Source organism: Pseudomonas sp. PDM26 (assembly GCF_019219185.1).
Taxonomy (GTDB): domain Bacteria; phylum Pseudomonadota; class Gammaproteobacteria; order Pseudomonadales; family Pseudomonadaceae; genus Aquipseudomonas.
The window spans coordinates 15,242-36,185 of the sequence record NZ_JAHUWC010000009.1 but is presented as its reverse complement, the minus strand read 5'-3'; the positions used below and the strand labels follow the sequence as shown (position 1 = coordinate 36,185).

21 protein-coding genes and 2 pseudogenes are annotated in these 20,944 nt (G+C 58.9%); 9 read left to right on the top strand and 14 right to left on the bottom strand.

Annotated features, from left to right (window positions below):
* Positions 1 to 227: 227 nt before the first annotated feature.
* A pseudogene (locus KW849_RS18080) lies at positions 228 to 407 on the top strand (arginase family protein); the annotation flags it as partial.
* 98 nt (positions 408 to 505) lie between these two features.
* On the opposite strand, the gene KW849_RS18075 reads toward KW849_RS18080, so the two are convergent.
* Positions 506 to 1,558, bottom strand: coding sequence for an aldo/keto reductase (locus KW849_RS18075; protein WP_218430663.1), 1,053 nt, complete (start codon positions 1,556 to 1,558; stop codon positions 506 to 508).
* 159 nt (positions 1,559 to 1,717) lie between these two features.
* On the opposite strand from KW849_RS18075, the gene zapE reads away from it, so the two are divergent.
* From zapE to KW849_RS18060, 3 genes and pseudogenes are all read left to right on the top strand, one after another.
* The gene (gene zapE, locus KW849_RS18070; protein WP_218430662.1) at positions 1,718 to 2,836 is read left to right on the top strand and encodes a cell division protein ZapE; all 1,119 of its coding nucleotides are present in this window, start codon (positions 1,718 to 1,720) and stop codon (positions 2,834 to 2,836) included.
* A gap of 26 nt (positions 2,837 to 2,862) precedes the next feature.
* On the top strand, positions 2,863 to 3,444 hold the full coding sequence (locus KW849_RS18065) for a DinB family protein (RefSeq protein WP_218430661.1): 582 nt from the start codon (positions 2,863 to 2,865) through the stop codon (positions 3,442 to 3,444).
* Positions 3,445 to 3,562: 118 nt separating this feature from the next.
* Positions 3,563 to 4,054: pseudogene (locus KW849_RS18060) on the top strand (GNAT family N-acetyltransferase).
* 349 nt (positions 4,055 to 4,403) lie between these two features.
* On the opposite strand, the gene KW849_RS18055 reads toward KW849_RS18060, so the two are convergent.
* Both KW849_RS18055 and KW849_RS18050 read right to left on the bottom strand, forming a co-directional pair.
* Positions 4,404 to 4,613, bottom strand: coding sequence for a hypothetical protein (locus KW849_RS18055; protein WP_218430660.1), 210 nt, complete (start codon positions 4,611 to 4,613; stop codon positions 4,404 to 4,406).
* Between the two features lie 186 nt (positions 4,614 to 4,799).
* A complete protein-coding gene (locus KW849_RS18050; RefSeq protein WP_108217489.1) occupies positions 4,800 to 4,982 on the bottom strand; it encodes a DUF6026 family protein in 183 nt (60 codons plus the stop codon).
* Positions 4,983 to 5,254: 272 nt separating this feature from the next.
* Here KW849_RS18050 and gnd point away from each other — a divergent pair, with 272 nt between their 5' ends.
* Together gnd and zwf are read left to right on the top strand one after the other, a co-directional pair.
* Complete coding sequence (gene gnd / locus KW849_RS18045; protein WP_218430659.1) at positions 5,255 to 6,235, top strand: phosphogluconate dehydrogenase (NAD(+)-dependent, decarboxylating); 981 nt, start codon at positions 5,255 to 5,257, stop codon at positions 6,233 to 6,235.
* Complete coding sequence (gene zwf, locus KW849_RS18040; RefSeq protein WP_218430658.1) at positions 6,232 to 7,746, top strand: glucose-6-phosphate dehydrogenase; 1,515 nt, start codon at positions 6,232 to 6,234, stop codon at positions 7,744 to 7,746. The genes gnd and zwf overlap by 4 nt, the downstream gene beginning before the upstream one ends.
* A 222-nt stretch (positions 7,747 to 7,968) precedes the next feature.
* On the opposite strand, the gene nhaB is transcribed toward zwf, so the two are convergent.
* The 3 genes from nhaB to KW849_RS18025 all read right to left on the bottom strand — a co-directional run bounded on the left by nhaB (position 7,969) and on the right by KW849_RS18025 (position 11,394).
* On the bottom strand, positions 7,969 to 9,471 hold the full coding sequence (gene nhaB, locus KW849_RS18035; protein WP_218430657.1) for a sodium/proton antiporter NhaB: 1,503 nt from the start codon (positions 9,469 to 9,471) through the stop codon (positions 7,969 to 7,971).
* A 78-nt stretch (positions 9,472 to 9,549) separates the two neighbouring features.
* Complete coding sequence (locus KW849_RS18030; RefSeq protein WP_218430656.1) at positions 9,550 to 10,839, bottom strand: hypothetical protein; 1,290 nt, start codon at positions 10,837 to 10,839, stop codon at positions 9,550 to 9,552.
* A 288-nt stretch (positions 10,840 to 11,127) separates the two neighbouring features.
* Positions 11,128 to 11,394: a hypothetical protein gene (locus tag KW849_RS18025; protein ID WP_108217494.1), complete on the bottom strand. Its 267-nt coding sequence runs from the start codon at positions 11,392 to 11,394 to the stop codon at positions 11,128 to 11,130.
* Positions 11,395 to 11,736: 342 nt separating this feature from the next.
* Here KW849_RS18025 and KW849_RS18020 point away from each other — a divergent pair, with 342 nt between their 5' ends.
* Complete coding sequence (locus KW849_RS18020; RefSeq protein WP_218430655.1) at positions 11,737 to 13,062, top strand: sigma-54 dependent transcriptional regulator; 1,326 nt, start codon at positions 11,737 to 11,739, stop codon at positions 13,060 to 13,062.
* 57 nt (positions 13,063 to 13,119) lie between these two features.
* On the opposite strand, the gene KW849_RS18015 is transcribed toward KW849_RS18020, so the two are convergent.
* From KW849_RS18015 to pnuC, 8 genes are all read right to left on the bottom strand, one after another.
* Positions 13,120 to 14,427 carry a hypothetical protein gene (locus tag KW849_RS18015; RefSeq protein WP_218430654.1) on the bottom strand — a complete coding sequence of 436 codons (1,308 nt, stop codon included), beginning with the start codon at positions 14,425 to 14,427 and terminating at the stop codon, positions 13,120 to 13,122.
* 46 nt (positions 14,428 to 14,473) lie between these two features.
* On the bottom strand, positions 14,474 to 15,241 hold the full coding sequence (locus KW849_RS18010; RefSeq protein WP_218430653.1) for a hypothetical protein: 768 nt from the start codon (positions 15,239 to 15,241) through the stop codon (positions 14,474 to 14,476).
* 26 nt (positions 15,242 to 15,267) lie between these two features.
* The gene (locus KW849_RS18005) at positions 15,268 to 15,948 is read right to left on the bottom strand and encodes a C39 family peptidase (protein WP_108217498.1); all 681 of its coding nucleotides are present in this window, start codon (positions 15,946 to 15,948) and stop codon (positions 15,268 to 15,270) included.
* A gap of 61 nt (positions 15,949 to 16,009) precedes the next feature.
* Positions 16,010 to 16,864 carry a heme utilization protein gene (locus tag KW849_RS18000; protein ID WP_218430652.1) on the bottom strand — a complete coding sequence of 285 codons (855 nt, stop codon included), beginning with the start codon at positions 16,862 to 16,864 and terminating at the stop codon, positions 16,010 to 16,012.
* 64 nt (positions 16,865 to 16,928) lie between these two features.
* The gene (locus tag KW849_RS17995) at positions 16,929 to 17,507 is read right to left on the bottom strand and encodes an adhesin (protein WP_218430651.1); all 579 of its coding nucleotides are present in this window, start codon (positions 17,505 to 17,507) and stop codon (positions 16,929 to 16,931) included.
* A 1-nt stretch (position 17,508) separates the two neighbouring features.
* Positions 17,509 to 17,946 (bottom strand): hypothetical protein, encoded by a 438-nt coding sequence (locus KW849_RS17990; RefSeq protein WP_218430650.1) that lies wholly within the window; start codon positions 17,944 to 17,946, stop codon positions 17,509 to 17,511.
* 355 nt (positions 17,947 to 18,301) lie between these two features.
* Entirely contained in the window at positions 18,302 to 18,826 is a 525-nt protein-coding gene (locus KW849_RS17985; protein WP_218430858.1) for an AAA family ATPase, read from the bottom strand.
* Positions 18,823 to 19,386, bottom strand: a complete 564-nt coding sequence (gene pnuC, locus KW849_RS17980; protein WP_218430649.1) for a nicotinamide riboside transporter PnuC — start codon at positions 19,384 to 19,386, stop codon at positions 18,823 to 18,825. The genes KW849_RS17985 and pnuC overlap by 4 nt, the downstream gene beginning before the upstream one ends.
* Positions 19,387 to 19,680: 294 nt before the next feature.
* Here pnuC and KW849_RS17975 point away from each other — a divergent pair, with 294 nt between their 5' ends.
* Together KW849_RS17975 and KW849_RS17970 are read left to right on the top strand one after the other, a co-directional pair.
* Positions 19,681 to 20,511: an undecaprenyl-diphosphate phosphatase gene (locus tag KW849_RS17975; protein ID WP_218430648.1), complete on the top strand. Its 831-nt coding sequence runs from the start codon at positions 19,681 to 19,683 to the stop codon at positions 20,509 to 20,511.
* Positions 20,508 to 20,936: a DUF1294 domain-containing protein gene (locus KW849_RS17970; RefSeq protein ID WP_218430647.1), complete on the top strand. Its 429-nt coding sequence runs from the start codon at positions 20,508 to 20,510 to the stop codon at positions 20,934 to 20,936. Before KW849_RS17975 ends, KW849_RS17970 begins: the two co-directional genes overlap by 4 nt.
* Positions 20,937 to 20,944 lie beyond the last annotated feature (8 nt).

Sequence of the window (20,944 nt, the reverse complement as noted above, 5' to 3'; positions counted from 1 at the left end):
AAAACTGATCGTACGTGAAAGCGGCCTTGCTCTCGAATCGATTGACTTTTTTGAAGAGAGCCTTTCTTGTGTGTCCGCATTCCATTGTGGACGCTCATGACTTTGCACAATCGCATCCGCCAAGTGCCGTTTGTTTGCACAGAACATACACCCACGAGCCATGGGCCTTGCCCAGTCCCACCAGGGCAACTGAAGTCGTAATGGCAAAATAATTCGTCGTTGTGATATTCGCCCCGGGTACCGGAACACCGGTGTGCGGCGGTCTGCGCGGGATCAATCTGGTGGGCATGGACGTGGTGGAAGTGGCTCCGGTCTATGACAGCGCGGAGATTACCTCACTGGCGGCGGCGACGCTGGCGATGGAGATGCTGTGTCTGTATGCGGCAAAACATAAGGTCGATATGTAGGAGCGAGCCTGCTCGCGATAGCGATCGTTCAGCCAACATAGATGTTGAATGTTCCGCCCTCATCGCGAGCAGGCTCGCTCCTACAGTTTTGATGGGTGTCAGGCAACTGGAACGACCGGCAGGTCGAGGATCTGACCGCCGCTGAACCGTGCGGACGAACCGGAAATGGATTCATGCGGTACGCCTTTGGCCACGTCACTGACGCCATCGAGTCGTGCCAGTTGTTCATTACTCAACTGCACATTCAACGCGCCCAACGTGGCATCCAGTTGCTCCCGGGTCCGGGAGCCGAGGATCGGAATCAGCGCCGTGGTCGAGCGTTTGGCCTGTTCCCGCAGCCAGGCAATGGCCACATGGGTCGGGCTGGCGTCCAGTTCTGCAGCGACGTCGATCAAGGTATCGAGCAGAGCGCTTTCGCGGACGCTTTTTTCAGCATGAATCAACACGCCCAGCTTGTTCGCGCGGTTGTCCCCTTCAGTGTTGCGGTATTTCCCGGTCAGGAAGCCGCCACCCAGCGGCGACCACAGGGTCGCGGCCAGGCCCAGGGCTTCGGCCATCGGCAGTTGTTCGCGTTCGGCGGTGCGTTCGGCGAGGCTGTACTCGACCTGGATCGCCGCAATCGGCGCAAAGCCACGTATCTCGGCCAGCAGGTCGGCGCGGGCGATGCGCCACGCAGGGAAGTTCGACAGCCCGGCGTAATGAATCTTGCCGGCACTGACCAGGTCGTCGAAGCCGCGCAGGATCTCCTCCATGGGCGTGACGCCATCGCTCATGTGGGCCCAGAACAGGTCGATATGATCGGTCTTCAGGCGTTTAAGGCTTTCTTCGACGGCGCGCACCATGTTCTTGCGACTGTTGCCCGTGTGGGAAATGCCGGCTGCGGGTGTAGTCCCGAGGGTGTATTTGGTGGCGATGACCAGGCTATCCCGTTCTGCGGCGATGAATTCGCTGAGCATGGCCTCGGACTGCCCGCCCTGATAGCCGTTGGCGGTATCGATGAAGTTTCCGCCGGCCTCCCGATAACCCTCAAAAATGCGTTTTGCTTCGTCATGCTCGGCGCCATGGCCCCAACCGGTACCGAAATTACCGGCGCCCAGCGCCAGTTCGGAAACACGCAAGCCGGTTTTACGACCGAAGACTTTGTAATGCATGGGATGACTCCAGGGGGCTGGCGACAGGATTTAATAGATTGTTTGCGACATCTATAAAATATGATGGTAGTAATCTAATGCGTCAAGGTGCTTTTCCTTCCTGCACAAAACCGCCGATCACCGGTCGCGTTTTCCATGCGCAATGGCATACTGCCGCCCATGACTATCGATTCCCCCTTAAGCGCCTGGCAGCACGCCATCGAACAAAAGGGCTTCGTCCAGGACGAGGCCCAGGAATATGCCGTGTGGGCGCTGCAAAAATGCCACGAAGCGCTGCATGAAGGCCGTTCGCCCATTTCCGGCGTATACCTGTGGGGGCCCGTGGGGCGGGGTAAAACCTGGTTGATGGACCAGTTCTACCAAAGCCTGCGGGTACCTGCGCGGCGCCAGCACTTTCACCACTTCATGGGCTGGGTGCACCAACGCTCGTTTCAACTGACCGGCACCGCCGATCCGCTCAAGGCGCTGGCTCGTGAATTGGCCGAAGAAGTGCGCGTGCTGTGTTTCGACGAGCTGTTCGTCAATGACATCGGCGACGCGATCATTCTCGGGCGCCTGTTTCAGGTGATGTTCGAGCAGGGCGTGGTGGTGGTCTGCACCTCCAACCTGCCGCCGGACCAGTTGTACGCCGACGGATTCAACCGTGACCGCTTCCTGCCTGCCATTGCGGCGATCAAGCAGCATATGCAAGTGATTGCAGTGGATGGCGGGGAAGACCATCGCCTGCATCCGGGTGCCGGATCGCAACGTTATTGGGTGGCCGACCCCGATAAACCCGGCGCTTTGGGTGAAGTGTTCCAGACGTTGAGCGTTGGCCAGTCGGTATCGAGTGAGTCGGTCAGGGTCGGTTATCGTTCCCTTGAGGTGATCAAGGCCAGCCCGGCCGTGCTCTGGACCCGTTACGCCGCGCTGTGCGAGCAACCCTTCGCGGCCATGGACTTCATCGCCCTGTGCGATACCTACAGCGCTATTCTGTTGAGTGAGGTGCCCAACCTCAGCGCGCAGAAACGCGCCGGGCGCATTGCCCGTGGCACCGAGGACGGTGTCGAGCGGGTGGAAGCGGGGGACCGCGAGTTGCCGCAGCTGTCGGTGCATGACGACGGTGTGCGACGCTTCATCGCCCTGGTGGACGAATGCTACGACCGCAAGGTTCCGCTGTACCTTGAAGCGCGGGTGCCAATGGCGTCGCTTTACACCGAGGGATATCTGGAGTTTCCGTTCCGCCGCACCCTCAGTCGATTACAGGAAATGCAACTGCAACGGTTTGCCGAAGTTTGATCGGGATTTGATCGGGAGCAGCGAACATGAATCAGCCCCTGTCACACCATTTGCTGACCATGGCTTATCAGAACGCCTGGGCCAATCACCGACTGGCCAAGGCCTGGCGTCAGTTGAGCCCGCAGGAACTGAGCGCGCCCCGGGTCAGTTTCTTCCCGACTATCCGCGCCACCCTCAACCACATCCTCACCTGTGACTGGTTTTATGTGGACGCTCTGGAGCGCGAATTGCGCGGCGACGATCCGCATCCCGATTGCCAGGTGTTTTTCAAGGAAGACGAGCCCTGTCTCGTGGCGCCGGACCTCGTTGGCGAACAGGCCCACGTCGACCGCCGGCTGATCGCCTACTGTGAGCAGATGCGCGATGCCGACCTCGGCAAAATCGTGACCATCGCCCGCGACACCCCACAGCACGACAGCCGTTTGCGTCTGCTGTCCCATTTGTTCGAACACCAGATCCATCACCGCGGCCAGGTTCACGCCATGCTCAGCGGCACTTCGGTCAAGCCACCGCAACTCGACGAGTTTTTCTGTGCCGGTGAGTCGCACTTGCGGGCGGAGGATTTTGCCGAGCTGGGATGGACCGAAGCCTTGATCTGGGGCGCTTGAGCGCCAAAAGATTTCCTCGGCTGCGATTGTCGTTGGCACGGTGCTCGCGTTATGGTCAGCGCGCACTTCAGCGTGAAATACATGCTGGAGGCTACTTCATGTGTGATCGAGGATGGAAATGGACTCCGCAGAAATTCTTGTGCTTCAGGCCAGTTACACCAATCCGGTGCACGCCGAGGCTATTTGTCTGGTGTTGAACCACTACGCCGAGGACCCGATGGGGGGCGGCTAGCCGTTGCCAGCCCATGTACTGGCGCAACTCCCGGCAGAGCTTGCCCGGCGTCCCCACGCTTTCAGTGTGCTGGCCTTTGTCGGGGGCGAGCCGGCCGGGCTGGTCAATTGCTTCGAGGGGTTTTCCACCTTTGCCTGCCGGCCGCTGGTCAATGTGCACGATGTGTCGGTGGTGAAAAAATTTCGCGGCCTGGGCTTGAGCCAGAAGATGCTGCAAAAGGTCGAGGACATTGCCCGTCAGCGTGGTTGCTGCAAGCTCACCCTGGAAGTGCTGGAAGGCAATGCCGTGGCGCAGGGGTCGTATGAAAAAGCCGGTTTCGCTGCTGGCATGTTCGACCCGGCCCACGGACGGATGCTGTTCTGGACCAAGAACCTCTGACTCGACAGGCAAAGAAAGGGCGTCCATCAGGACGCCCGACGGTTTTCTCCGATCCTAGGGGGCGTTCTCAATTAGTTTCCCCGCCGCGCCGGGTCTGCTGTTGTGCAGGGCAAGGCGCGAGAAGCGCAGTTTGGTCATTCCAAATCAGCTTCGAGCAACACAGCCCTGCACAACAGCAGGCCCGGCCCTTCGGGTTGTGCCTTAAGGCGGGCCATGCTGCGTTGTAGGCCTTGGAAAGGGAACAACCATTCCCAGCGGCCTACGCCTTGCCTGGCCCGCTTTAAGGCGACAACGCGGTGGGGAAACTAATTGAGAACGCCCCCTAGAGCCGCAGTCAGAAGTCCATGGATCATTTCGGTCTGTAGGTTTCAGTCATTTGTGCGGTTTGATCATCGGGCACCCGCAGCTCAGTGCTTTGGATGGGGTGGCCCAACGCTTGTTGCTGGGCCAGTCGCAGGCTTTCGTAGTAATAGCGCATGCGTTCGGCTCCACCTTCGGCAAAAGCGCTGGCGGAGCCCAAAGCCATCAGGCCGGCGAGGATCAATGTTGTGCGTTTCATGGTGTGCCTCCCACTGAAGTTGTCGGATGCCTTTCGTCCATGAATCAATGAAGCAGTGTCGAAATGGCATTATCCGCTGATTCGATTAAATAGAAATCAACTTCACCAACAGTCTTCTTTGCCGAGGGTGGCAGGGCGTGAGCCGGTGCGGAAGCAGTGCAGACTGCTCCCGCTTGAAAGGAGGGGTCAGGCGAGTGGGGCGCGTTGCGTCACAGCCAGGGGCTGCACCTGATTGGCTTGCAGCAGCAGTCGCAACTGCGCCAGCTCCTGTTTCAATTGATCGCGTTCGTCCTTCAACTGGCGCAATTCATCGCGACGGATAGTGACGTAAAGGGTTTGTGCTGGCAGTGCGGTGTGTACTGTGCCCATTGCTCACCTCGCAAATGGCGTGTCTCAACTGTAGAACCGCCTCGAAAACAACGGCTGATCTACTATCGGCGCCAATTTTGATTTCTTTTGCTCCTGAAGGGAACTTTTTTATTTTTCATGGTCGTTGTGTCTTCGGCTTGATTCCCGACGTTATCCATCAGGATCGGGCACAATGCCCGGAAACTTCACGCCAACGCTCTGGACTAACCTCATGAGTCGCGTTGGGCTATAACCTTTGACACACTTTTATTTGTAGTAGGGAGCATCAGCACATGCAACTCGGGATTATTGGACTGGGCCGCATGGGCGGCAATATTGCGCGGCGCCTGATGCTCAACGGGCACACCACCGTTGTTTTTGACCGCAATACCGCCTTTGTCGAAGCCCTGGCCACAGAAGGCTCCACAGGCGTCACCGATCTGCCAGCGCTGGTCGCTGGCCTGGACAGGCCGCGTGCGGTCTGGGTCATGCTGCCGGCTGGCGCACCGACCGAAGAAACCATCGACACCCTGAGCACCTTGCTCGAAGCCGGCGACACCATCATCGACGGCGGCAACACCTTCTATAAGGACGATATCCGCCGGGCGAAAACCTTGTCGGAAAAAGGCCTGCACTACATCGACGTCGGTACCTCCGGTGGCGTCTGGGGCCTGGAGCGTGGTTACTGCATGATGATCGGCGGCGATGCCGAGACCGTTAAACGCCTCGACCCGCTGTTCGCAACCCTGGCCCCGGGCCTGGGCGACATCCCGCGCACCAGGGACCGCAAGTCCGACGACGATCGTGCCGAGCGTGGCTACATTCACGCCGGTCCCGCTGGCGCCGGGCATTTCGTGAAGATGATCCACAACGGTATCGAGTACGGAATGATGCAGGCCTTCGCCGAAGGCTTCGACATCCTGCAAACCAAAAACAGCGAGAACCTGGCGCCAGACCAGCGTTTCGACCTGAACGTCGCCGACATCGCCGAAGTCTGGCGTCGTGGCAGCGTGGTGTCCTCGTGGTTGCTCGACCTGACTGCCGACGCCCTGGCCAGCGATCCAAAGCTCGACGGTTACTCCGGGTCCGTGGCCGACAGCGGTGAAGGACAATGGACTATCGAAGCCGCCATGGAGCAAGCGGTACCGGTGCCGGTGCTGTCGAATTCGCTATTCTCCCGCTACCGTTCCCGTGGGCAAGGGACCTTTGGCGACAAGGTTCTCTCGGCCCAGCGCTTCGGCTTCGGCGGCCACGTGGAGACCTCGAAAAAATGACCCATGCGATCCGCAGGAAATCCAAGGCTGAGCCCGCACCACCGACGACGCTGTTCCTGTTTGGCGCCCATGGTGACCTGGTCAAGCGTCTGTTGGTGCCGGCGCTGTATAACCTCAAGCGCAATGGGCTACTCGGGGATGGACTGCGGATCATCGGCGTTGACCACAACGCCATCAGCGATGAAGGCTTTGCGCAAAAGCTCGAAGACTTCATTCGAAACGAGATGGCTGGCAAGGGTGACCACACCCTTGATCCAGCGGTCTGGTCCAGGCTCGCCAAAGGCATCAGCTACGTCCAGGGCGATTTCCTGGACGACAGCACCTATCAAGCGCTGGCGGCGAAAATCGCCGACAGCGGAACCGGCAATGCGGTGTTCTACCTGGCCACCGCACCGCGTTTCTTCAGCGAAGTGGCACGTCGCCTCGGTACCGCCGGCTTGCTGGAGGAGACCCCCGAGGCGTTCAGAAGGGTCGTGATCGAAAAGCCCTTTGGCTCTGATCTGCAAACGGCCGAGGCCTTGAACACCTGCCTGCTCAAGGTGATGACGGAAAAGCAGATCTACCGGATCGATCATTACCTGGGCAAGGAAACCGTGCAGAACATTCTGGTCAGTCGTTTTTCCAACAGCCTGTTCGAAGCGTTCTGGAACAATCACTACATCGATCACGTGCAGATTACCGCCGCCGAAACCGTCGGCGTGGAAACCCGTGGCAGTTTTTACGAGCACACCGGCGCCCTGCGGGACATGGTGCCCAATCACCTGTTCCAGCTGCTGGCGATGGTGGCGATGGAACCACCCGCCGCGTTTGGCGCCGATGCGGTGCGCGGCGAGAAAGCCAAGGTCGTCGGCGCGATCAGGCCCTGGACGGTGGAGGAGGCCCGCGCCAACTCGGTGCGCGGTCAATACACTGCAGGTCAGATCGACGGCAAGGCACTGCCGGGCTATCGCCAGGAAGACAAGGTCGCCCCCGACAGCAATACCGAAACCTATGTGGCCCTCAAGGTCATGATCGACAACTGGCGCTGGGTCGGCGTGCCGTTCTACCTGCGTACCGGTAAACGCATGAGCGTGCGTGACACCGAGATCGTCATCTGTTTCAAGCCGGCACCCTATGCGCAGTTCCGCGATACCGAGGTCGACGAGTTACAGCCGACCTATTTGCGCATTCAGATCCAGCCCAACGAAGGCATGTGGTTCGACCTGTTGGCCAAGCGTCCCGGTCAGGCCCTGAAGATGGACAACATCGAGCTGGGGTTTGCCTACAAGGACTTCTTCGAGATGCAGCCGTCCACCGGCTACGAAACCCTGATCTACGATTGCCTGACGGGCGATCAGACTCTGTTCCAGCGCGCCGACAACATCGAGAACGGCTGGCGCGCGGTGCAACCGTTCCTGGATGCCTGGCAGCAGGATTCCAGCGTGCGGGGTTATGCCGCCGGGGAAAACGGCCCCAAGGCCGGCGAAGAGTTGCTCACCCGTGACGGTCGCGTCTGGCACCGCCTCGGATGAGAGAATCCTCCCTCTATAACAACGCAAAACCCTTGTGCGAGCGAGCCTTTGTGGCGAGGGGGCTTGCCCCCGCTCGGCTGCGAAGCAGCCGCAATTTCATCGCACGCGGTGTACCTGCTATAACGCGGTAGCAGGTTTTGGGGGCGCTGCGCAGCCCAACGGGGCGGTGCGGCGATCCGACAAGCCCCCTCGCCACAAAGGCTCCGACAATTTATCCCGGGGTTACAGCCAGTAGCTCACCGCATACCATCCGAGCAAGCCCATCACTACGGTGTACGGCAACGCCATCCAGACCATCCGCCCATAAGACAGGCGCACCAGCGGCGCAATCGCCGAAGTCAGCAAGAACAAAAACGCTGCCTGACCATTCGGGGTCGCCACGCTCGGCAGGTTGGTGCCGGTGTTGATCGCAATGGCCAACGTCTCGAAATGCTCACGGGTCATCTCACCCGCCATGAATGCGCGCTTCACTTCGGTGATGTAAATGGTTGCCACGAACACATTGTCGCTGATGGCGGACAGCAGGCCGTTGGCAATGAACAGCATGCCCGGTTGTTGGTCCGCCGGCAGCGCCAGCACCCAGTGGATCAACGGGGCGAACAGTTGCTGATCGTGAATCACCGCGACCACGGCGAAAAACACCACCAGCAATGCGGTAAATGGCATGGCGTCCTTGAACGCGGTGCCCAGGCGGTGTTCGTCGGTGATACCGGTGAAGGCGGTGATCAACACGATCACCATCAAACCGATCAAACCCACTTCGGCGATGTGAAACGCCAGCCCGGCAATCAGAATCAATGCGGCAAGGCCTTGCACCAGCAGCGCTGCACGTTGGCGTGTGGTGCGCTCGGCATTGTCTTCGGCGGCATAGTTGGCCAGCACCGCACGGACGTTATCCGGCAGCAGCGTGCCGTATCCGAACCAGCGCAGCTTTTCCAGCAGCACGCACGTGACCAGCCCGGCAACCAGTACCGGCAGGGATACCGGCGCAACCCGGGTAAAGAAGTCGGAGAAGTGCCAGCCCATTTCATGGCCGATCAGCAGGTTCTGCGGTTCACCGACCAGCGTGCAGACTCCGCCCAATGCGGTGCCCACGGCACCGTGCATCAGCAGGCTGCGCAGAAAGGCGCGGAACTGTTCGAGATCACCCTGATGGAGGGTGGGCAGATGTTTGTCGTCGCTGAATTCGCTGTCCTGACGCGGATCGTTACCCGAGGCGACGCGGTGATACACCGAGTAAAACCCCACGGCGGCACTGATGATCACGGCAGTCACGGTCAAGGCATCGAGGAACGCCGACAGAAACGCCGACAGAAAGCAGAACATCAGGGCCAGCAGGGCCTTGGAGCGAACTCCCAACAGCAGGCGCGAGAACAGGTACAGCAACAAGTCCTTCATGAAATAGATACCGGCCACCATGAACATCAGCAGCAGGATCACCGGGAAATTGTGCAGCAACTCGTCGTACAGCGCCTGGGGCGTGGTCATCTTCAGCAGCAGGGCTTCAATCAATAACAGGCCGCCGGGCATCAGCGGATAGCACTTGAGCGCCATGGCCAGGGTAAAGATGAACTCCAGCACCAGCAGCCAGCCGGCCGCCACCGGGCCTGCGGTCCACAGCACCAGGGCATTGAGAATCAGAAAGCCGACGATGCAGGCCTTATACCAACGGGGCGAGTTCCCGAGAAAGTTGTGCGCGACCGCCTGGGCCATTGAACCGGACATCGGCTGCTCCTTGTTTTAAGAAGCGCGCAAGTTGCCGTAAGCGGGCGAGAAGATCAAGCGCAGGAAAAGCGCATCGGGTTAGCCCAGAAAGCGCGCGACGACTGCCTTGTAACTGCCCTGCAGCGAATAGCCGCCAGCCACGATGTTTCCGTCGGCCTGTACCGTGACACAGGTGGCGGTATCCGGGCCGGGGCCCAGGCGGGTACGCGTACAGCCGCAACCTTTGCCAAAGCGGCGATCGGGATGGCCATTGGGCAGGTATCGCCCGAGAATGAAGTCTGCTTCAACGCCGCCGATGGTTGCACCCGCCGCCAGCACACTGCCATCGGGCTGTAACTGCGCGGCGATCCACTGGCATCCTCTGTGACCGATTTGCAGCCGCTGTGGTTGTCCGCCGTTGCAATGATTGTTGGGTCGGCCATCGCTGTGCATTTTAAATGTCAGGCAATGCATCGGCTCGCAACTGCTGCCAAAACACAGGATGCCACCTTCGTTTTGCTGGACCACCTGACTGACCCGGGCGCCATGCCCTTGCGTTTTGAAAGTCATGAATCCATCCACGGCAAAACGGTCGTCGAGGCGGCCGTCAGCGTGATAGCGTGCCAGCAAGCCTTCCTCAGGAAAGTTGATCGATCCACCGACCAGAATTCGGCCATCACGTTGTACCGTCAGGCTGCTGAGCCAGGTATTCATCAGCAGGTGCCTGACCACCACGAAGCCGCTACCGTTGAACGAGCAGTCCAGCGAGCCTTCGACATCCAGTCGTATCAACAGGCCCACGTGATCGGCCAGTTCGTAGTGATGGTTGGCCAGGATCAGGATCCGGCCGTCTTGCTGTACGTCCACATCGCAGGCTTCCGCGCCCGGCACACCGGGCGGCAGCCAGGCATCACGAATGCCCAGGGACAGACCGCCAGGCAATCGCACGACGCAGCGGCCATTATCGCCAAAGCTCTGAACCAGGCGACCCTGCTGATCCAGCAAGGCAAGGGCCGGGAGCGTGCGGTGCGTGTTTTCGTAGTGCAGCCCGGCCAACAGGATATTGCCGTCGGGCATGACCAGGACCTTGGCGCCCATGGCTTCGAACCCTGGTTCGAATTGGCCGATGACACTACCTTGCTTGCCGAACGCGAGGTCGGCGGAACCATCCTCCAGCAAGCGGGCCAGACCAAAGCGGCTGCCATCGGCCATGGCGACTTTTGCGGCTACCAGCAGGCGGCCCTGCGCATCGATCGCAATATCATTGGCGAGGCTGGAAAGGCTGTCGGCGAAAAACACCTGGGTTTTGCCGTTGGCGGCAAACGTCGCATCGAGGGTCCCGGGAGTGTTCCGGGTGGCGGAGAAGGCAAAAGCGGACCGGATTGACATGCGCCGCATCTCCTTGCGAGTCGTCCTGATCCAGAAGTTTGGGTGGCGACTATGTAGGGAGGATATTCAATCCCTGAATGATGAGATGCGCAATGGTGAGAACTCACAGACGGAGAGTCGTTGTGTGCCACAACAGTGTCTTTTCGAACCAATGGCAAGCCTGCAAAGTACCGGGTGCGCAAAAGTTCGAATGTGTGCGGGAAATGAGTGCGGATCGGTGAAAACGATCAACCCGACTAATGACAGGGGGGAAGGGTGCGGATTACCCCGGAGTAATCCGCAAAACGATTAGTGCGGCATCGACCACGACTGCAGTGTGTAACCTTCCTCGCTCAATTCGGCGCGGGCCTGTTCCAGCAGACGTTCAAGTTGTTCAGGGTCGGAGTAGGCACTGCTTGGGATCTGCTTGCGGCCAATGCTGGTGCTGGTGCGGTCGATAACGGTCAGGCTGAGTTCGCCATTACCGTCTTGTGGGGCCCAGGCCACGCATTTGAATGGTTTGAATGCGCGGTCGGCAATCAGCAGTGCTTCGTTGATACGGAGCGGGGCGTTCATAGGGTCTTCTCTCTGTATGCCCAATCAAGTGATGTGCCGTCGGTTGGGCTTACCGTTCGGCTGGTTACTTGTACTGATGTCCGCAACCGGGGTTTGGGTCACACACAATTAAAAGAAATTTCCACTTTATTTCATAGGCTCAAGAATGAGGCTGGCATTGAAAGCGCAATGAAAGGAAAGAGTCGTTAGGTCACTAACATAATCGCAACTTATAACTGGTTTTACAGCGTCCCTATAGTCAAACAGTACAAGGCGCTGTCAAATTCTTGCTAATGTTACAGTCAGGTCTGCCAAACGACTGTTTTTAATAAAATTTCTTAAATTTGGCGCCAAGGAACAGTCATGAGCGATGCGCCTGCTTTACGACGTTTATTAGTGGTGGACCCCTGTGACGATTGCTATCGTCTGATCCCGGGATTGCGCGCTATCGGTTGGGACGTCGATAGCTGCACGCTGGCGAACGCCACTGACCGAACCTGTGACGTGGGCTTGTTACGCTTGCAGCCCTCTCACCTTGAGCACCCGGAAGCCGTCAAGGAGTTGATCAGCCGCAGTGGCACCGAGTGGATAGCCGTACTCAATCAGGAAGTGCTGCGCCTGCAAAATGTCGGCGATTTTGTCTGTGAATGGTTTTTTGACTTTCATACCTTGCCATTCGATGTGTCCCGGGTTCAGGTAACGCTGGGCCGGGCGTTTGGCATGGCGCGATTGCGCGGGCAGGGCACGGTCCATGTTGACCAGCCCGAGCACGAATTGATGGGTGACAGCAAACCTGTCCGTGAACTGCGAAAACTGTTGAACAAACTGGCCCCGACCGAATCTCCGGTGTTGATTCGGGGTGAAAGCGGCACTGGCAAGGAGCTGGTCGCACGCACCCTGCATCGTCTGTCCCAGCGTCACAGCAAACCCTTTATTGCGATCAATTGTGGTGCGATTCCCGAACACTTGATCCAGTCCGAGCTGTTTGGCCATGAGAAAGGCGCATTTACCGGCGCGCACCAACGCAAGATCGGACGGATAGAAGCCGCCAACGGTGGCACTCTGTTTCTCGACGAGATCGGTGACCTGCCGCTGGAGTTGCAGGCCAACCTGTTGCGGTTCCTCCAGGAAAAACACATAGAGCGGGTGGGCGGCAGTCAGCCGATTGCGGTGGATGTGCGGGTTCTGGCGGCAACGAATGTCGACCTTGAAGCCGCCATCGAGAAGAGACGCTTTCGCGAAGACTTGTATTACCGCTTGAACGTACTGCAAGTGGCGACCGTTCCACTGCGCGAACGCCATGGCGACCTGGCGGCGCTGGCCAACCACTTCTCCCATTTCTACAGCCGTGAAACCGGGCGCCGCCCACGCAGTTTCAGCGAAGACGCATTGATTGCCATGAGCAAGCACGACTGGCCAGGCAATGTTCGCGAACTGGCCAACCGCGTTCGTCGCGGGCTGGTGTTGGCCGAAGGCCGGCAGATCGAGGCCCGTGATCTGGGCTTGATCAGTCCGCATACAATCGCCGCGCCGATGGGCACCCTCGAAGAATACAAGAGCCGGGCCGAGCGCCAGGCATTGTGCGATGTATTGAGCCGCCACAGCGATAACCTGAGTGTCGCCGCCAAAGTATTGGGTGTGTCGCGACCGACCTTCTACCGGTTGTTGCACAAGCACCATATTCGCTGAACCGCAGCCTTGAACAAAAAAACGCTGCGATTGAAATGGCTGCGGGTTTTGTTCGGATCAGAAGTAGTAAGGCAGTTTCAGGCTGAACTGAAAGTCCGGGGCATCGTCCGTCATGCCGATGGACAGGTTGGGTACGATAGTCAGGTTGTCGGTGGCCGCAATGGTCATGCCGATATTGAAGTAACCGGCGTTGGCATCGCTGGAGACCACCGATTGCCAATCCCCGCCATCTTCCTTGAGCCTGCTTTTGCGTTGTACCAGGTCAGAGACTGAAAACGACATACTCATCTTTTCGTTCAAGGCGAACGCAATACCGGCGCCAATCTGGAAGCTGTCGCCAATGCGTACTTTGCCCGGTGTCTTGACCGCCGGGTTGGAGCTGATGTCGTCGAAAGACTCCTCCAGATTGTGCGTGTAGGACAGGCTGCCGAACAGCACCGCCGGATCGAACGTCTTGACCAGAGAGATCCCCGGCGTAATCGACCAGACGCCATTACCGGTAGGCAAGGATTCAGGCACGGCCAGGTTAGAGTTGTCGGCCACCCGAACCAGTTTGATGCCGAACGGATCTTTGCCGGTCGGCGCTTTGACGCGCAAAGTCACCACGGCATCCGGGGTGTTGACCGACTCGTCGAGGAATTTGTAGGCGATACCGAAGTTGACGTCACCTATGGTCGGGTCTTCTTTGACGGTATCTTCAGTCGTGACGTTGGCGGTGCCGTTATTGCCGCCACCGGACTGATAGGTGGATTGACGGTAGACCACCGGCACGTTCAGGTCGAACTGCCAGCGATTGTTGAAGTTGTAGCGGCCGGTGAGGTCAAGCGTCCAGGTGTCGGCCTTGATCCGGTCCAGGTTGATGGCGCCCAGAAAGATCGAGTCCAGGGCGAGAAAGCCGTTGAGGATCAGTTGGCGGGTATCGTATCGGGAGTAGGTAATCCCGGTTTCGAAGCTGAATTTGCCACCGCCGAAGAATCCGCTAGCCTCGTCATACAGATTTGAAACGCTTTGCGCCGGTTGTGAGTCATCGGCCAGCGATTGTCCATACGAACTGCCGCTGCCCCCGGCGGCACCGCCTGAAGCGGCCGCCGCACCGGTGCCGGTGGCGACGTTTGGATTGCCTTTCATGTCGGCTGGCGACTTGGCCAGGCGTTTAGGGGGAGGAGAAGCCGGCTGGTCTTCAACCTGGCGGATTCGTTGTTCCAGTACCGCCAAGGCTTTTTGCTGGACTTCGTAGCGTTGTTTCAACTCCAGAAGCTCTCGTTTGAGCGCCTCCATTTCCGGGTCAGGTGCTGCCTGCAACATCGCCACGGGGAGTAGGGCACTCAAGCAGACAACTGCACGCAGTGATACTGATCGGTACATGAAATAAGCCGTCCATTTGTGCCCAATGGTCCAGACTCAGCGTAGTTCAATAGCCCATGGTCCGTAATGCGGCGAGTTGGTTGAGGTTGCAGTCCAGTACACCCGCACTCGGTCCATTATTGTTGAGCACTACGTTGAGTTGAGTCATGTTGTCGACCACATTGCTGCTGCCCAACAACCGGGTGTTTTGCAGCAACCCGCCTTGGGCGACCTGTTGCAGGCTTGAGCCCTGGTTGTTGTTGGCGGTAATGGCCACCTGAACACCGCCGCTCGTCGCGGATACGGCGACACTGCCTGCGGCATTGCTGCCGGTAATGGTTTGACCGGCGATCAGCGCCTGGCCCTGGCCCTGGCTCGGCACCAGTGCCGGGGCCGCGCTGGCTTCTTTGACGTTGATGGCGATGTTGTTGTTTGCGCTGTTGCCATCGCCTGCAGCCCGTGTGACCTGGGTTATGCCCCGGGAAGTGTTCAGGGCAGCGCCACCCGTCACGCTACCGCTGCCCGACCTGGGCGAGCCGCCATGACCAGATTGCTTGATGGTTGAAACATAGAACTCGGGTTTGACCGTTGCGGCCTGAAGCTGCATCGAGGTGGAGGCTCCGATCAGATCACCACTGGCATTGCGCCAGGTACTGCTCATGACAACACCGAAGCTGATGACCCGCCCCGGCATCACATACCGGCCACGCAGCTCGGCCAGTTCCTGGTCCTTGATTTCGATGGGTCTGAACTCATCAGCAAAACCTGAAGTGTTCGCTGCCAGACAGGCTGCGACCACCCAATACGAGGTTTTCATTTGCTGCTCCCGGAGCATCCTGCCCCCTGTCATCTTGTTGGCGATTAGAAGAAGTCGCTCTGTATGAAACCAAAATCCATCAATTCGGCATCTTTGACCGGGTTGAAGTTATCCATCTTGTTCTTGGCTGTCAGCGGTTCCGGTGGACTGCGTAACGCGTTGGTCTTGTCGTATCCGGGACCGACGATCGCGAAAATAATGCCATTCCAGCCTTTGACAAAGTCATCATGGGCGTAGCGTTTGTGTCCAAGTACGGGGTCGCCGATATAGACCCAGTGTTTGTCCGCCCGCTGCAACACCACGAAGTGCTTGTAGCCGCGAATTTCCATCAATACCACCACCGGAATCGTCACTGCATCGAGTCTTTCCGGCGGGATCTTGTAGCCCCGGGCGCGCATGCCGATGCGCTCTATGTAGCGCTTCATGTCCAGCATGGAAAAACCCTGGGTACGCACTATGTCCTGGTCTGCGGTGACCAGCATGCCCTTGATGATGTGCTCCTCATCGACGTCGAGCCAATAGGCCTGGCGCAGTATCGTTGCCAGCGCGGCGGCGCCGCAGCTGAAATCGGTTTTCTGTTCGACGATGTCGCTGAACTTGCGCTCACGCAAACTCTGTACGTGCTTGTACACCAACACGCCACCCGGCAGGGCGGCAACCGGCATCTGTGCAGCCTGGGTCAGGCCAGACAGACAGAGCAGGGCGAAAAGGGCTGTCTTACGCATGATCGGTACGCCTTGTGGCTGTGGAAAAGCCCCGTCGCCGGTGCTTTCACTGCGATCGCGATTACTGGCAAGCCTTGCAGCCTGCGGCGATGGACAGCGAGTTACTTTGCTGGTTGCCTGCGCCGGACGATACGTTGGCTCCGCCGTTGCCGGAGAAGTTGTTCATCGAGCCTGTTATCGAAGTATTGTTGGTTACAGGGGGTTTCCAGCCATCTGGCGTCATCACTTGTTGAGTGGTTACGCCAGCCAGACCGAATACACCCACGGTGACGAAATCAGTCGTGGTGTTGCCGTTGTTGGTGACGTTCAGCCCGGACGTGCTTTGGTTGGCCGCTGCCGCCGCTAGTGCTACACGCCCGCCAGAAACGGCAATCGCCAGGTTGTTTTTCTGTTGGTTGAAGTTGCCGGCGGTCACGTTGATGCCGATGTTGCCGGAACCGCTATTGCCAGCGTTATTGAGCGTAGCGTTGTTGGTGTTGGAGTAGTTCTTGACGGTGTTGCCGGTGCTCCTCTGAGTCGCGCTGGAGACGGCGACTGCGGTGCCGAAGATGAAGCTTTCGTCAGCCGTGGCAAGGGCGGCGGCGTTGTCTTGTTGGTTGCCGTCACCGGCTGCAACGTTGGCGCCCATGTTGCCGTTGGAGTTGTTCAGGGAACTATCGACTTTAGCGTCGTTCAGGGTGCCTTGGTTCAATACGGAGTTGTCACTGCTGCCCTGCGAGTCCATCACGGCGGCCCCGGCGCCTGCTGTAATCTGCAGAATTTGTTCCAGGGTCGGGCCGTTAGGCTGATGATTGTTGCCAGGTCCACTGCCCTGACCGTTACCCTGATTTTCATCAAGACCGCCGGCTTGTGCTGCGATTGCCATCACTGCTGCGAGAGCGAAAGCCAGTGGTCTGAGAGCCGTTGTCGGGTTCATGGTGTTTCTCCGTGCTTCTTAGTTGCTTAAGTGTTGGTACTTTCCTGATCGCACTGTAGTTGGGTCAGTCAGCGACCCGGATGCTCAGGGTGTTAGCCATTCGGTTCCCCACCCCGGCACTCTGGTTCACCTGGATCACTCCCCGGCTGCCGGTGAAGGCCTGGTCACTTGTCACGACCTGGCGACTGCCGTTTTGGGTGCCAGTTGCTCCCGAGTTCGGTAACAACGCCACGTTCTGTTGAGAAAGGGCGCTATCGTCAATGGCTTGCGGTGCAGCGCTGATGCTGATGCGCATGGCGTTGGCCATCTGGTTGTTCGCTCCGGCACCCTGATTGACGCCCAGTACGCCATTGCCATTACTGAAAGAGGTGCCACCGATAGTGGCCGTCGCATCCATCGACGGATTGGCGGGCGTGGTGATTTTCTGCCTGACACTGGTGGTCGCACCGGCTTGGGTACCCATCGCGATCGCGCGGACGTTGGCCTGCTGCTGTTGATCGCCTGCCGCCTGGTTGACGTTGAAGTTGCCGCGGTATTGAGTACCGGAATCCTGGAGGGTGGCGTTGTTCACCGAACTGACGCCGGAATCGGCCATCACGCTGGTGCAGCCGAACAGGGCAAATAACAGCAGGGATCGACTCATCTCATTGGCCTCCGGCCATTCTGCCCAGTGAGCCGAGGCCGCTGCTCATGGCGCGATTGATGGTTGTGGAAATCGCGCTGCCACTGCCACCACCGTGTCCGACGGACATACCGGGCATGCCGTTGGGGTGGGTGACGGCGTTGAGGCCTTGCATGCCACCCAGGCTTTGCCCGTTGCTGTGGCGAAGGGCCGTTCCGGTGGTGACCCCGGCAATGTCGGCGTCGCTGAGTTCGCCGGTGACGCGGGCCGATGGGTTGGCATTGAGAGTGTTGGGGTTGGGATCTCTGCCGCCGCTGCGGCCGATAGGGCTTGGGTGAATGGTGCGATCAAGCACGATGACGCCATTGCCTTCGGCTTGAGCGTCGAAACTGAAAAGCGTGCCTGCAGCGCTCGCGATCAGCAGCAGGCACGTCAAGGCTTTCTTATTGAGTATCCCCACGACGCTCTTTCCTTATCATGTAGGCTGGCTCTGGTCGGCTGTGTGAAGGAGTGAGCGAAAGCTGTGCCGGTATTTGAATCTCGTGTTGATTCAATGGCTTATGGATGTTGTCCGGATACCCTTTGTCGAGGATGTTTCAAAGCTGAGACAAAACCCCGCGCAGGCAGCCCGTAAATGCGAATAGACCGCTCTGGAACAAGGGTTTCAGTGATGTTGTATCAATGTCTTAACAAACCCGATGATCAAACGGTGACGGGCGCTGAAATGGGCGGTTTGCGGTAGGGAGGGTGTTTCAGGGCCGGACACTTTTCCCCGGGAGTTGGGGGGATGGTGGGGGAATTGCCCCAAAGACAGGTCAGGCGCTGAGCAATCGGGTCACCGCGTCCAGTGCCTGGAAACGGCGTTCGGCCCAATCTCCCTGCAGTACTTGAACCGGTTGTGCGTGGCGCTCGAGCCAGACCAGGGTCTGCTCGAAAAATGCCTGGCGCTCACTCAACCGGGGCTGGCAACGCTGGCCATCATCCTTCCAGTCGACCTGTTCCGGCGACAGCAGCAAGTGCACGTCGTAATGCCGGGCCAGTAGCGCTTGTTCGATCCAGGCGGGGCAGTCGCCAAACAGGGTTTGGCTCCAGAGGATATTGCTCAACAGGTGCGTGTCGAGGATGAGCAAAGACGGTTGTTGCGCCCGCGCATGGTCCTCCCATGCCAATTGACCGCGAGCGATGTCCGGAATGTCGTCCAATGTGGTGTCCCGCGGATTCTGCTCGATGAACCAGCGCACATACTCGTCGACCAGAATCCCGCCGAAGTGCTGTTGCAACTCGGCCGCCAGCCAGCTTTTACCGCTGGATTCGGGGCCTGTGAGTACCAGGACTTTCATGCGCGCAATGCCGGATCGGCGCGCCATTCGCGCCAGCCCTGCACGGCGATCACGGTGAACAACCCGTACAGTGTGGCGGTCAGGTACAGGCCTTTATAGATGAACAACCCGACGAAAATCACATCCAGGGCGATCCACAGCGGCCAGCACTGGACACGTTTTTGCGCCATCCAGACTTGCGCCACCAGGCTGAATCCGGTCAGCGCCGCATCGAGCCAGGGTTGGGCAGCGTCCGTCCAGTGGACCATGGCCGCCCCCAGCAACAGGCTGCCGACCGCGCCAATGGCAAGGCTCAACGCCACGGACCGAGTGTCGAGCCGACTGACTTCGCGGCCATGGGTCGTTTCACCACTCCGCGTCCACTGCCACCAACCGTAAAGCTGCAAGGCGGCATAGACGACTTGCAGCAGCATGTCCGAATACAGCTTCACCTCAAAAAAGATCCAGCTATAGAGCAGCACCATGATCAGGCCGATGGGCCAGCACCAGGGGTTCTGTTTGACTGTCAACCAGACGGCAATGACACCGAGGGCGGCGGCAAACAGTTCAAGCCCGGACATGGAGGCTCCTTGGGAAAATCGAAAAGGGCACGGATTGTAGCCGGATCGGCGTCGAGAATCCCGTGGCGCAGGGTGTGCTTCATTGATGCGCGATAACGCGGCAGCGCCAATCGGACTTGTCTGGTAGGATTTCGGCCCCGCGCGGATAAACCCGAATCAGGATTGTTTTTTCACAGGATTTTTACGGTTCTGTGGTGATCCTTGATGCGCGGGGCTTCAGCTACGCTGATCGCAATTAAAGCTTTTGAAAATACTAACGGGGCATGCCAATGCGCATAGCCTTTTGGGGGATTGATGGATCTTTGGACCGCCTTTCAGGCATTGATTCTTGGGGTTGTAGAGGGGCTGACCGAATTCCTGCCCATTTCCAGTACCGGCCACCAGATCATCGTGGCCGACTTGCTCGGCTTCGGGGGCGAGCGGGCGATGGCGTTCAACATCATCATTCAGCTGGGTGCCATCCTGGCAGTGGTGTGGGAGTTTCGACGCAAGATCTTCGACGTGGTCATCGGTCTGCCGACCCAGCCGGGCGCTCGGCGGTTTACCGCGAACCTGTTGATCGCGTTCTTGCCGGCCGTGGTGTTGGGCGTGATCTTCGCCGATTTGATCCACGAATACCTGTTCAATCCGATCACCGTGGCAACGGCGCTGGTCGTGGGCGGGATCATCATGTTGTGGGCCGAGCGCCGTCAGCATGAAGTACACGCCGAAACGGTGGATGAAATCACCTGGAAAGACGCCCTGAAAGTCGGCTTCGCCCAATGCCTGGCCATGATTCCGGGCACTTCGCGTTCGGGCTCGACGATCATCGGCGGGTTGCTGTTCGGCCTGTCGCGCAAGACCGCTACCGAGTTCTCGTTCTTCCTGGCGATGCCAACCATGGTCGGCGCAGCGGTGTACTCGGGCTATAAATACCGCCACCTGTTTGTCCCGGCGGATTTCCCGGTGTTCGCGATCGGTTTCGTCACCGCGTTCGTCTTCGCGATGATCGCAGTCCGCGGGCTGCTCAAGTTCATCGCCAACCACAGCTATGCGGCGTTTGCCTGGTATCGCATTGTGTTCGGTCTGATCATCCTGGCGACCTGGCAATTCGGTTGGGTCGACTGGAGCGCGGTCAAGCCGTGAGTGACTCAAGCGCGCGCAACAACCCCGGGCGCCAGCCCGGGGGACAGATCCGCCATTCAAGGTTGAAGTGGCTGGTGTTTGCAATCCTGTGCGCGTTGCCGCTGTCGGGTTCAGTGTCGTCATGGATGCACGGGGAGTCGCTGATTCCCCTGGCGGCCTACGGCATCGTCAGCGTCGTGACGTTTTTGCTGTACTGGAACGACAAGCGCAAGGCCCGCGCCGAGCAATGGCGCACGCCAGAGAATGTCCTGCATGCTCTGGAGTTCGCCGGAGGCTGGCCCGGTGCCTTGCTGGCCCAGCAAGCGTTTCGGCACAAAACCCGCAAAGTCTCGTACCAGTTGGTGTTCTGGATCATCGTGCTACTGCACCAGGTGTTCTGGATCGATCACCTGTTCCTCGGTGCGCATCTGTTCGCCTTGTTCTGATAAAGAAG

Excerpts from the sequence above, each read along its gene's own strand:
- KW849_RS18075 (WP_218430663.1), bottom strand. The coding sequence starts at position 1,558 with ATGCATTACAAAGTCTTCGGTCGTAAAACCGGCTTGCGTGTTTCCGAA.
- zapE (WP_218430662.1), top strand. The coding sequence starts at position 1,718 with ATGACTATCGATTCCCCCTTAAGCGCCTGGCAGCACGCCATCGAACAA.
- KW849_RS18065 (WP_218430661.1), top strand. The coding sequence starts at position 2,863 with ATGAATCAGCCCCTGTCACACCATTTGCTGACCATGGCTTATCAGAAC.
- KW849_RS18055 (WP_218430660.1), bottom strand. The coding sequence starts at position 4,613 with ATGAAACGCACAACATTGATCCTCGCCGGCCTGATGGCTTTGGGCTCC.
- KW849_RS18050 (WP_108217489.1), bottom strand. The coding sequence starts at position 4,982 with ATGGGCACAGTACACACCGCACTGCCAGCACAAACCCTTTACGTCACT.
- gnd (WP_218430659.1), top strand. The coding sequence starts at position 5,255 with ATGCAACTCGGGATTATTGGACTGGGCCGCATGGGCGGCAATATTGCG.
- zwf (WP_218430658.1), top strand. The coding sequence starts at position 6,232 with ATGACCCATGCGATCCGCAGGAAATCCAAGGCTGAGCCCGCACCACCG.
- nhaB (WP_218430657.1), bottom strand. The coding sequence starts at position 9,471 with ATGTCCGGTTCAATGGCCCAGGCGGTCGCGCACAACTTTCTCGGGAAC.
- KW849_RS18030 (WP_218430656.1), bottom strand. The coding sequence starts at position 10,839 with ATGTCAATCCGGTCCGCTTTTGCCTTCTCCGCCACCCGGAACACTCCC.
- KW849_RS18025 (WP_108217494.1), bottom strand. The coding sequence starts at position 11,394 with ATGAACGCCCCGCTCCGTATCAACGAAGCACTGCTGATTGCCGACCGC.
- KW849_RS18020 (WP_218430655.1), top strand. The coding sequence starts at position 11,737 with ATGAGCGATGCGCCTGCTTTACGACGTTTATTAGTGGTGGACCCCTGT.
- KW849_RS18015 (WP_218430654.1), bottom strand. The coding sequence starts at position 14,427 with ATGTACCGATCAGTATCACTGCGTGCAGTTGTCTGCTTGAGTGCCCTA.
- KW849_RS18010 (WP_218430653.1), bottom strand. The coding sequence starts at position 15,241 with ATGCTCCGGGAGCAGCAAATGAAAACCTCGTATTGGGTGGTCGCAGCC.
- KW849_RS18005 (WP_108217498.1), bottom strand. The coding sequence starts at position 15,948 with ATGCGTAAGACAGCCCTTTTCGCCCTGCTCTGTCTGTCTGGCCTGACC.
- KW849_RS18000 (WP_218430652.1), bottom strand. The coding sequence starts at position 16,864 with ATGAACCCGACAACGGCTCTCAGACCACTGGCTTTCGCTCTCGCAGCA.
- KW849_RS17995 (WP_218430651.1), bottom strand. The coding sequence starts at position 17,507 with ATGAGTCGATCCCTGCTGTTATTTGCCCTGTTCGGCTGCACCAGCGTG.
- KW849_RS17985 (WP_218430858.1), bottom strand. The coding sequence starts at position 18,826 with ATGAAAGTCCTGGTACTCACAGGCCCCGAATCCAGCGGTAAAAGCTGG.
- pnuC (WP_218430649.1), bottom strand. The coding sequence starts at position 19,386 with ATGTCCGGGCTTGAACTGTTTGCCGCCGCCCTCGGTGTCATTGCCGTC.
- KW849_RS17975 (WP_218430648.1), top strand. The coding sequence starts at position 19,681 with ATGGATCTTTGGACCGCCTTTCAGGCATTGATTCTTGGGGTTGTAGAG.